The 11,144-nt window shown below is 55.3% G+C and carries 7 protein-coding genes; all 7 read left to right on the forward strand.

What is annotated here, in order from left to right; all coding sequences use genetic code 11:
- The first annotated feature begins 34 nt into the window (after positions 1-34).
- Positions 35-1,732 carry a type VI secretion system-associated FHA domain protein TagH gene (gene tagH / locus K5905_RS16545; RefSeq protein WP_297585837.1) on the forward strand — a complete coding sequence of 566 codons (1,698 nt, stop codon included), beginning with the start codon at positions 35-37 and terminating at the stop codon, positions 1,730-1,732.
- A 67-nt stretch (positions 1,733-1,799) separates the two neighbouring features.
- A complete protein-coding gene (gene tssK, locus K5905_RS16550) occupies positions 1,800-3,134 on the forward strand; it encodes a type VI secretion system baseplate subunit TssK (protein WP_297585838.1) in 1,335 nt (444 codons plus the stop codon).
- Complete coding sequence (icmH, locus tag K5905_RS16555; protein WP_297585839.1) at positions 3,134-4,750, forward strand: type IVB secretion system protein IcmH/DotU; 1,617 nt, start codon at positions 3,134-3,136, stop codon at positions 4,748-4,750. Before tssK ends, icmH begins: the two co-directional genes overlap by 1 nt.
- Positions 4,751-4,789: 39 nt before the next feature.
- Positions 4,790-8,443 (forward strand): type VI secretion system membrane subunit TssM, encoded by a 3,654-nt coding sequence (gene tssM, locus K5905_RS16560; protein WP_297585841.1) that lies wholly within the window; start codon positions 4,790-4,792, stop codon positions 8,441-8,443.
- A gap of 3 nt (positions 8,444-8,446) precedes the next feature.
- A complete protein-coding gene (gene tagF, locus K5905_RS16565) occupies positions 8,447-9,130 on the forward strand; it encodes a type VI secretion system-associated protein TagF (RefSeq protein WP_297585843.1) in 684 nt (227 codons plus the stop codon).
- A complete protein-coding gene (locus K5905_RS16570) occupies positions 9,127-9,891 on the forward strand; it encodes a protein phosphatase 2C domain-containing protein (protein WP_297585844.1) in 765 nt (254 codons plus the stop codon). The genes tagF and K5905_RS16570 overlap by 4 nt, the downstream gene beginning before the upstream one ends.
- On the forward strand, positions 9,891-11,144 hold a 1,254-nt coding region (locus tag K5905_RS16575), incomplete at its 3' end, for a serine/threonine-protein kinase (RefSeq protein ID WP_297585845.1). The genes K5905_RS16570 and K5905_RS16575, both read left to right, overlap by 1 nt.

The raw sequence follows: 11,144 nt of genomic DNA on the forward strand, positions 1-11,144 counted from the left end.
GAAATAAAGTCATTGTTGCTGACTACAGCTCGGAATGCGCATCACACTCCAGATAGAAAATGTAGACCGGTTGGAGACCGGCGGTCAGGTGTCATATAGCTGCGCCGATCGCGGGTTCGATATCGGTCGACATGATCATCTCGACTGGAGTTTACCTGATCCGCAACGGGTTGTTTCCGGCAAACACTGCGAAGTGCGTTTCGAAGACGGCCAGTTTATCCTGTTCGACATTTCCACAAACGGCACTTTTCTGAACGGCAGTCCGAACCGCATGGACAAGGCTCATGTGCTGCGGTCTGGAGACCGGCTCATGATCGGAGACTATATTATTGTTGTCTCCTTGGAAGCTGACGACGTTGCAGGTCTAGGTTTTGCGAACGCGCCGGCGCCGGCGGTGCAATCCCATTCGCAGCCCTGGGAGGCTCCACAAGCATCCGTTCCAGCGGCCCAGGAAAGCTCCTGGCCTTCAGCACCGTCTCCCGGCCAAACTCCCTTGTATCCTCAAACTGAAAACGCAGGCGGCCCGTGGACGTCTCCAGCAGTCGGAATGGAAGGGCGACACGCTCCGCCATCCTCGGCACCAGGTATAGGCACACCGGTCGACGATGTCTGGAGCCGAGACGGACATGGAAGCGGGAACGCCGATCCGGCCCTTTACGATCCGCAAACCGGGGCGATTGAACGTGAGCCCGTGCGCCCGGCCCAAGCGGATCCACTGGACCATCTCGCCCAGCAGCCGCACCTTCAACCAGCGCAGGACACTCCGGCATTCTCTGGAACTACGCAAGATCAAGGGTCTCAGTCTCCCTTTGCACGAGAAAGCAGCACGGGAGCAGCGACACAGGAAGAAGAGCCCTTGTTCAAAATGCCTGAACTCGGAGCAAAGGAAGATCATTCGCAAGGGGCAGCGACACCGCAGGCCATGGTTGCCGAGCCGGTGCAGAACGATCCTTCGCCGTTCCCGGAAACTTCCGGGCAAAGGCTGGCAGAACCGCTTGTCGGATCTGAAGATGAGAATGGCTTCTCCGACGTGAAAGAAACGGCATCTGCCAGGAGTGTTGAAAGCGAACCTTCCGACCGATCCGACCCTCCCGTTCATGAACAGGCGGTTGCTCCTGTCAGCGGGGAAACAGCCTCTTCAGACATTCTGAAAGCCTTTGCGGAAGGGGCAGGAATCCCGGTTTCTGTTCTGGAAGGCAGGGATCCGGAAGATTTTGCGCGCGAAATCGGAAACGTACTTCAAGGTATGACCGAGGATATGATGGGGCTGTTGCAGGCGCGCAGCCAGGTTAAGGCCATGACACGGAATGCCAATCGTACGCTGATCGGACGAAGCGGCAACAACGCGCTGAAATTCTCTCCGACACCGCAAATGGCATTGCAGACAATGCTCTCTGAAAATGCGGAAGAAAACGGTTATTTGCCGATGGCAAAAGCTATGACAGCGGCGTTCAAGGATATTCAAAAACACCACGTCTGGACTTATGCAGCCATGCAGAAGGCAGCGGCACGGTTTGACGACACATTGTCCCCGAAGGCGCTGGAAGACGATGGTCAGGTCGCCAAGAGTGCATTTGGTAATCAGAAAGCCAAGCTCTGGGATCGCTTGCAAGAACGATGGACATCCCTGTCCGGGGCCTACGACGATGGTGTTGTCGGCGTTTTTACGCAGTACTTTACCGAAAGCTACGAGGAATTGAGCAGTGATGATCCGGATCAGTCATCCGGATGATGTGATTGGAATTTTTAGAATTTTGACGGGTGCGAAAGCGCCAGCTGAATAAGGGAGCAGTGCCTTTATGTCGTGGTATAGCAAAGTCGCATGGACCGAAGGCCTGTTTTTGCGGCCACACCACCTGCAACAGAGTGATCGCTATGCCGAACATCTGTTGGATGAGCGGGTGCGTATGGCGTCTCCTTATCCCTGGGGGTTTTCAGATCTGGAAATCGACCAGGATGTCGGTCAGCAATGTCGTTTTGCATTACGCCACGGCCGAGGAATTTTTCCCGATGGAACGGTGTTCAACTTTCCAGCTGACGGAACTCCGCCGCCAGCGATAGATGTTCCCGAAGATGCCGCAGGCCAGATCGTCTGGTTGGGGATCCCGGAAACCACGGTCAATGCGGTCGAAGTGGCAAATGGCAGAGATGATACGGCGACCCGGTATGTTCAGGGCCGAGAGACGATTATCGATTCAACGTCCGCAATCCGGCAGGAAGAAGAGATTGACGTCGCCCATCCACGGTTGATCTATTCCATTCGTTCGACACCGCATCCCGGGCAGGTTTGCCTGCCGGTCGCCAGGATCACCGAAATCAAAGACCGCATCGTCATTACAGACGGAACCTTTGCTCCCCCGGTTCTGGCCTGTCACGTGCATCCCGTCGTGACCGGTTGGACTGATTCCGTGATCGGTTGGGTGGAACGCAAGTTGAGCGAACTGGCGCGGTATGCAGCTGACACGTCTGCGGGTGGAGGGTTACAGAATTTCGATTATCTGACCTTGCAAATGCTCAACAGGATCCATCCGCAGCTGATGCATTTGCGAAAGTCCGCATATGTGCATCCGGAACGGCTCTACTCGGAATTTCTGCAGATAGCCGGTGAACTGGCGACATTTGCGACCGACGAACGCCGTGCGCGCAACTATCCGGTCTATGACCACGACAAACTGCATGACATCTTCAAGCCGGTTCTTGCGGATATCCAGGCGTTTCTGTCAGCCGGTTACGATAGAAGGGCTATTCGCCTGCCGCTGGAACAGCTTGCACCGAACGCCTTCAAATCGACGATTGTCGACCGCAATCTGTTTGCGCAGGCAAATTTCATAATCGAAGTGGCTGCGCGCAGGCCGTTGACCGAAATTCAGAACGAATTTCCACGCCTTTTCAAGGTCGGTCCGTTCGGACAGATGCGGCAGATTGTTTATTCCAATCTACCTGGCATTCCGCTTGTCCATATGCCGGTTCCGCCGGCACAGATCCGCGCGCTAACGGATAGGGTCTATTTCAGGCTCGACAAAACAACGCCGCTCTGGCGCGAATTCAGTCAGGATTCAGCGATAGGTCTTCAGTTTTCGGGTAACTGGCCCGACCTGCAACTCGAGTTCTATGCCATTCGGGAGGGCCGTTGATGTCGGACAACGACGATCCCTTTGGCGTCTCGAAACGCAAAGGCAAAACCATCGTCAGACCGAATCCTGGTGGCCGTTGGAGTGAGACGCAGCCGTCTGAACCGCCGCGTCAACCGCCAGCAGAACCGCCTTCACCTCAACCTGGTCCCGGACAAACATCACCTCAGCCTCCGCCTCACGCGCAACCTGGCTCATCTCCAGACCCCTGGCAGGGAGGCAGCGGGAGCAGACCAGACCCATATGCGCCGACACCGGCCGGTTATGAATACGGTCAGCAGAAGGCGCCGGATCTAAGGACGCCACCTCCGGAACAGCCATCTGCTCCACCTCCACCACAACAGGGTGCTGCCGCGGCAGGTGCGGCGCCTGCACAGCCCTCCGGGCAACTCGCGCATACGCCCGACATCAACCAGATCCGGGTCGCCAACCGCAATCCGATTTCCCGGGCAGCAGCGCCACTCCTCCTGCTGTTGGGACGGCTTCACCTGACCATGACTGATGCGCAGTTCGATGCTCTGATGCGCGATGTCTACAACGCCATCAAGACGTTTGAAAAAGAACTGCGCAGCGCCGGGATCACGGATGATCAGATCCAGTCGGCGGCTTATGCGCTTTGTGCAACATCTGACGATATTGTGCAGAACCTGCCGTCGGCAGGACGTCACCAGTGGACCCAGTATTCCATGCTGACCCAGTTTTTCGGTCAGGCGACCGGTGGTGTCGAATTCTTTCAATTGCTGGAAAAGGCAAAGCAGGATCCTGGCCGTAATTATGGTGTTCTGGAAGTCATGCATGCGTGTCTTTCGCTTGGGTTTTACGGCAAGTACCGTGCAATCCAGGGAGGGCAGCAAGGCCTAGAACGTGAACGCCGGGATCTGCATGAAATTCTGAGACGTGTTCGTCCACGTCCGGGGGATGATCTCTCCCCACATTGGCGCGGACTTGATCTCCTACAGAAAAAAACAGGATTTTCCGTTCCGATCTGGTCGGTTGCGGCCATTTCTGCAGCGCTACTGCTCGGGGGATATGTAACCCTGATGCTGTTGTTGGCGGGGGGCAGTGAAGTGCTCGCAGGGCGCGCCGCTGCGCTTTACCCAACCGGACCGGTTGAGTTGGCGCGCGAAGGCTATACGCCGAAACCTCCGCCAGCACCGCCTCCGGCGGAAAACGCGGCGATCGATACGGTTTCAGAGCAACTTGCCGGTTTGGACGGTTTAGAAATTCAACAGGCAGGTCCCGCCATCATGCTGCGCATGCGTGCTCAGTTCGACGTTGCCGCCGCCACGCTGCGTCCCGAGTTCCAGCTCCTTGTGGAACAGGTCGGCAAGACGCTTGATCAGGTTGAAGGGGAAATCCTTGTGGTCGGTCATACCGACAGCGATCCGATCCGGAACAATCCTCGTTTCCCGACAAATTGGCATCTGTCAGTCGAGCGGGCGAAGTCGGTGGCTGCGGTGATGCAGTCGATCTTGCAGGCGCCTGCGCGGGTTCAGGTGGAAGGCCGTGGTGCAGAGGAACCAATCGCACCCAATACCAACAGGGAAGGGAAGGCGCTTAACCGTCGAGTGGAGGTGTTTTTGAAACCACCACCAAAGGGGCTGGTGATCAACAACTAGATTTTAAAGCCGGGGCAACCGCAGCATAAGGCAATTTTTATGAAATTCTGGCTTGGAATTACGGCAATCCTGATAGGCATTCTCGCCCTCATAGCACTGATCTGGTTCGGAGGGCCTTTCCTTGCTATTGCCGGTGTGCGCCCGATTGAGCCTCTTTGGGTCCGCCTCGTTCTGGCTTTGGTGATATTGCTGACCCTCGGTGGTTGGACGGCCTATCGGATCTATAAGCGAATTGCCGCAAACCGCGCGCTGGAGCAGGAAATTCTTCAACCGAAGGCTAGTGAAGCAGACCTGCAGATCATGTCCGAGCGTATGAAAGATGCGCTCAAGACCCTGAAGAAGGCGAGCGGCAACACTCGAACCTATCTTTATGATCTTCCCTGGTACTTGGTGATCGGGCCGCCGGGCGCGGGCAAGACCACCGCGCTGGTGCATTCCGGCCTCAAATTCGCGAATGCAAGAGGCAAGGGTGAATCCCAAAAACTGGAAGGTCTAGGCGGTACTCGGTATTGCGACTGGTGGTTCGCGGAAAATGCCGTCCTGATCGACACTGCAGGTCGTTATACCACACAGGATTCAGATGAAGAGCACGACAGTGAAGCCTGGCTTGGCTTTCTGAAAATCCTTCGCAAGGCGCGTCCGCGCCAACCTGTGAACGGCGTGATGGTATCGATCAGTCTGGAAGACCTGATGACATTGTCCGAGGCGGAATTGAAGCTGCATACGGACGCCATCCGGGCGAGGCTGATCGAACTCTACAAAACTCTGAAAATCGACTTTCCCGTCTATGTCGTCTTCACCAAGGCAGACACTATCGCCGGGTTCATGGAATTCTTTGGATCGTATCCCGAAAGCCGTCGCAATCTCGTATGGGGCGCAACGTTCCAGACACGGGAAAAGACCAAAAACATGGTCTCCGAAACCCCGGCAGAATTCGATCTGCTTGTCGAACGCCTGAATGAAGAATTGTCCGACAGACTGCAAGAAGAGCCTGATCCGCGCGCAAGGTTGATGTTGTTCGGTTTCCCGACCCAGGTGGCGGCGTTGAAAGATCGGGTGACGGGATTTTTGAACGCTGTCTTCGAGCCCAGTCGGTACTATCCGAATGCGGTTCTGCGCGGGTTCTATTTCACCTCGGGTACACAAACCGGGACGGCGATCGACAGGGTGATTGGCTCCATGAGCCAGGCCTTCGGAACCTCCTATCAGGCCGCGGCCCTGTCAGGACAGGGGAAGAGCTATTTTCTTCGCGACCTTTTGAACAAGGTGATCATCGGTGAGGCCGGCTGGGTAACTCATAACCGCCATGCGGTCCGCCTGGCGACCGCAACGCGGATTGCAGCCTATGCCGCCATTGCTTTGGTGACCATCGGCCTCGGAAGCCTTTGGGGCATCAGTTATCTTAACAATAAGGCGCTGATTGACGAGACTTCAAAGGCAGTCGCTGCGGTGAGGGCCGAAGGTGAAGGAGTGCTGGATCAGAGAATCGTGCGCGATGATAGCTTGCGCGATACGGCTTACATCCTGTCGTTGCTCCGTGGATTGCCTGCTGGCTATGACAGCCGGAATGATCCGACACCGCTCATGGAAAAATTCGGCCTCAGTCAACGGGAACGCCTGGAAGCTGCTGGAATAACATCCTATCGCAGTGGTCTTGAGCGGCTGTTACGCCCGCGCCTTTTGTTGCGTATCGAAGAACAGATGACCGAAGTTCTGGACAACCGCACGGGACCGGGCGGTCAGGACATCGATACGCTTTACAATCTTGCCAAACTCTACCGAATGGTTGCCGGAGACGCGCCCGAGATAGACAAGGATCAGATCAAGAACTCCTTCAGGGCTGACTTCCTGCAGAGTTTCCCCGGTCCTCAAGGGGAGGTCTTGCGCAACGAGCTCAACACGCATGTCGCAGCCATGCTTGATCTTGATTTCGGCGGCAACGTGCTGACCAGCCAGCTCGACGGTGTCCTTGTGGCTGAAGTTCAAAGAGAACTCGCTCGCGTCAGTTTGGCTGAGAGAGGATATGCGCTGCTGAAATCCCGCGCCAAAGGGCTTGCTAGCGAAGACTGGATAGCCGAACAGCGCGGCGGACCGGATATGGAGACCGTCTTTGAAACCGAAAACGGTGACACGCTCGATACAGTTGCCGTCGACAAGTTTTATACCTATCCCGGTTTCCATCTTTCAGTACTTCCGAACCTTGCCGGCATCCGAGAAGAGCTGGAACGTGACCAATGGGTTTTTGGCAATATAGGTCAGCAGGACGCGTTTTCCGGGCAGTATCAATCTCTGCCGTCAGAGATCCTGGCCCTCTACACGAGGGACTATATCGAGGCCTGGGAAGAAGCGCTTGGCAACCTGAAATTCAAGTCCATGCGCAACGACAAACCGCTCTATACCACCTTGCAGGCGGTTTCAGCACCGACATCCCCGGTCGTCCAGTTACTCGAAAGCATTCGTGGTGAAACATTGCTCACACAGGATGTTTCAAGTGAGGGACTGGCCGGTACTATTTCCGGTGACAGTGCGAAGGAAGCCGGAGCCGACGCCGCTCAGAAAGTCTTTCAGCGATACGTACTGGACTCTTCCGGTGGATTGAAACGGATTGGACTGGAAGCAGGGCTCAAGGCGCTGGCACCAGGTGGCGTCACGAGTGCGCTCGGTACCGCGGCTGGAGGCGGTGGCCCCACGATTATTCCAGGCAAGGCCATCGAAGATCATTTCCGGCCTTACCACGTGCTGGTCGAGGGAGAAAACAGCCGCAAGATCGATGCCTTGCTCGTCAACTTCAAGAATATTCTCGACAATTTGCTGGTGGTTGCAAACAATCCCTTGCAGAGCGAAACGGCAAATTCCAACGTCCAGATCCAGGCATCGCTTTTAAGAAGCAACGCCACCAGGTTTCCGCAACCGTTCGACAAGCTCATTCTTCAGTCGGCAAAGGAATTTGACGAAGAATTCAAGGAAACATCGATCACGCAACTGAATGAGAAGCTGAAATCTCAGGTCGTGGATGCGTGCCGCCAGATAGTCGGCCGGAATTTTCCGTTCACAAACGGTCGTTCCGAAGTCCCTATGACAGAATTTGCAAAGCTGTTTTCTCCCACAGGTGTAATGCAGCAGTTCTTTGACCAGAACCTAAAAGCCCTGGTGGATACCTCAGCACGTCCCTGGAGTTGGAAGCCGGAGGTTGCCCAGGCGGACAGACTTTCCAACGCGACCTTAAGACAATTCGAACGCGCGGACCTGATCAAGCAGGCATTCTTTCCCACGGGCAATGCATTTCCGTCCGTAGGATTGCAGGTTGTCCCCCGAGCGCTGTCTCAACAGGCGGATGCGGCCAGTCTTGAAGTGAATGGCAATCTGGTTCTGGTAACGCGTGGTCCCGGGTTCAACGCCGAGATCGAACCTTTGCCGGCAAGCTTCGATTGGCCAAGCAATACTGCAACGCCACGTGTGGTTCTTGTCATTCAACCGGAAGTGCCTGGCTACAGATCTCGCCAGGAAATCCACGGAGATTGGGCATTTTACCGGTTCGTGCGCGCAAATCGGGTCAGCTCCGGACAAAACAAATTCGTTATCCGTAAGACGCTTGGTGGACGTCAGGTGGCATTCACCGTGACCTTAAGGTCAAAACCGAATCCGTTCTTTTTGTCTGCGGTCGGTGACTTCAGCTGCCCAACGAGTTTTTAGATCATGAGCGGCGGGTACTTCGGAAAGTTGCCGGCGCGTGCTGACTTTGTGAGCAAGCATTGTCCTGCCGGGTTCTTAAGAGTGTGGGAACCGTTTTTGATCCAGGGGCTCACACAATCCAGGTTGGATTTAAGGGACGCCTGGGAGGAGGCCTATATGACCATGCCGGTGTGGCGGTTCTGGATGGCGTTTGAAGCGACCGGGAGCCGTCACTCAAAAAAACTTGCTGGGGCATTTATGCCAAGCATCGACAAAGTGGGGCGTGAATTTCCCTTGACGGTCTTCGTGAGCGCAAGCGCCGATGAAGAAGGGAGACCTTCCGAAAACTGGTTTGCTGCTCTTGAAACTGTATTGCTGAAGACACTTGATGAGAGTGAAACATTCGACGGTTTTCAGAAAGATGTAGCCAATCTTGTTACCCCGGTCCTCACTCAACCGGATCTTGACGATCAGATAGTCTGTAAACCCGAAGATTTGGATGCAATGCCGGACACGGAAATTCTGCTTCGATCGGAGTTCATGTGCAATGCGGGTAAAAAACGCTACGGTTTCACCTGTTCGGGATTGCCTCACGCAGAAGCATTTCTCTGGTTTCTTGTGCCGGAAAACCGGTCTTGTTCAACAAGCACGAAAGGTGGGGTGGAAAAACCTCGTGGGCGACATTTTTCGGAGGATCATCAGGCATGACCCAAACGACCCGCGAAACGCTTCGTGAATTTGCAGTCGGTATGACCCATGTCGGGCGGGTGCGGCAGGAAAACCAGGACGCTTATTTTATCGACGAAGAAAAGGGGATCTTTGCGGTCATGGACGGCGCCGGAGGGCTCAACGATGGGGCACTTGCTTCCGGATTGGTCAGAAATGCGCTCAATACGATTAGCCCTCCTAGGAATGCGGAAGATCTTCTGGAGCAGTTCGAGACCCGGGTCATCGATGCAAAGGAACAGATAGAACGCGCTTCACAACAGGCCGGCGACGCACCAATGGGAACAACAATTGCCGCGTTACTGACGTTCGAAGCGAATTTCGCCTGTCTATGGGCAGGAGACAGCCGTGTCTATCGATTCAGAAACGGAAATCTCGAACAGCTGACGACGGACCATACCGAAGCGCAGGAATTAGTCGATCAGAATGTTCTAACGCCAGAAGAAGCCCGTCATTACGCTCGCCGTCATGTGATTACACGCGCAATCGGGTCGGGAGTCGATCTGGAGCTGGAACTCGTCTCCGGCAACTTGAGGTCCGGTGACAGATTTCTACTTTGTTCAGATGGTTTGACGGGACACCTGGAAGACGCGGTTATCAGAACTCTATTGACCAACGGTTCCCAGAATGTGAGCGCAAACGGCTTGCTGAACGGGGCTCTGGAAAAAGGTGGGTCCGACAACGTCACGGTTGTGATTGTCGACATTGATTGTGACACCTTCGGTGAAGGAGCGCGTCACTGATGAACGCAGCGGATAATCTCCTTCCATCCGGCACACGTCTCAACAATCTCTACGAGATTGTGGAGCATATTGCCGATGGTGGCATTGGCACCGTCTACCGGGCGAGGGACGTTGAAAGCGGTGATCCCGTTGCCATCAAGGTACTATTGGCCAGCTTTGCCCGCGATCCGATGATCCTCGATCTGTTCAAGCGCGAAGCCAAGATCCTACGGAAGCTGAAACACGACGCACTGACCCAATACTTCGTGTTTGCCAAGGAGCCGGAACTCGGGATCTATTATCTGGCGATGGAGTTTGTCGGCGGCCCATCCTTAAGCGAACGCCTCGAAGCCGGACCGTTGGAACCGGAGGCGGTCTATAAGCTTCTGATACGTGTCGCGTCGGCCTTGCAGGCGGTGCATGACAGGGACGTAATCCACCGGGACCTTTCTCCCGACAACATCATTTTGCAGAACGGAGATGTCGGTCAGGCCAAGATCATTGATTTCGGGATATCCAGGGCCAACACCGGCGGTCCTACGATTATCGGCGACGGTTTTGCAGGGAAGGTGAACTACGTCTCTCCTGAGCAAGTCGGCATTTTTGACGGAAAGGTGACGCAGCGAAGCGATATCTATTCGCTCGGACTGGTTATTGCGGAAGCCCTGACAGGCAAACAGATCGACATGGGTGGGTCGCAGGCACAAATTGTCGAAAAGCGCCGATCCGTGCCTCCGTTGGAAGGCATAGACAACCGCTTCAGACCACTCCTGGAAGCCATGCTGCAACCTGATCCGGCTAACAGACCCGCGTCCATGACGGATATTGCCGAATGGACACTTGGCGCTCCGATGAACAGCGGAATTCCGGACCGGACAATCATCAGACCGTCTTCACCACCTGCGGAGCAATCGTTGTTGGACGAAACCGCTCCCGCGCCCAGATGGGGCCGACGTATTCTTGTTGGACTGTCCTTGCTGGGTTTTGCAGGAGTTGGAGCTGCAGGCGTTTACTTTCTCGCCGGACAAACTGTGCCGGATGCTGAGCAAAAACCCGTTCTTGTTGCCGAACCCAGGGAAAACGCTCCCAAGGCACCAGTCGTTTCATCCGATACTCAGCAGGAAACGAATGCCGATGATAACGCGTCGCAGATTACAGACTCGGGAAATGCCACCGGGAATCTGACAGGGAGCAACGAACAAGTCGCGTTGTCGACAGGCAATGAAACTACAGCGACACCGCCAACCTTGCCGGGGCAGGACACAAGCTCGCCA

The sequence above is a fragment of the Roseibium sp. genome, assembly GCF_025698965.1.
Classification (GTDB): Bacteria; Pseudomonadota; Alphaproteobacteria; order Rhizobiales; family Stappiaceae; genus Roseibium.

Excerpts from the sequence above, each read along its gene's own strand:
- tssK (WP_297585838.1), top strand. The coding sequence starts at position 1,800 with ATGTCGTGGTATAGCAAAGTCGCATGGACCGAAGGCCTGTTTTTGCGG.
- icmH (WP_297585839.1), top strand. The coding sequence starts at position 3,134 with ATGTCGGACAACGACGATCCCTTTGGCGTCTCGAAACGCAAAGGCAAA.
- tagF (WP_297585843.1), top strand. The coding sequence starts at position 8,447 with ATGAGCGGCGGGTACTTCGGAAAGTTGCCGGCGCGTGCTGACTTTGTG.
- tssM (WP_297585841.1), top strand. The coding sequence starts at position 4,790 with ATGAAATTCTGGCTTGGAATTACGGCAATCCTGATAGGCATTCTCGCC.
- tagH (WP_297585837.1), top strand. The coding sequence starts at position 35 with ATGCGCATCACACTCCAGATAGAAAATGTAGACCGGTTGGAGACCGGC.
- K5905_RS16570 (WP_297585844.1), top strand. The coding sequence starts at position 9,127 with ATGACCCAAACGACCCGCGAAACGCTTCGTGAATTTGCAGTCGGTATG.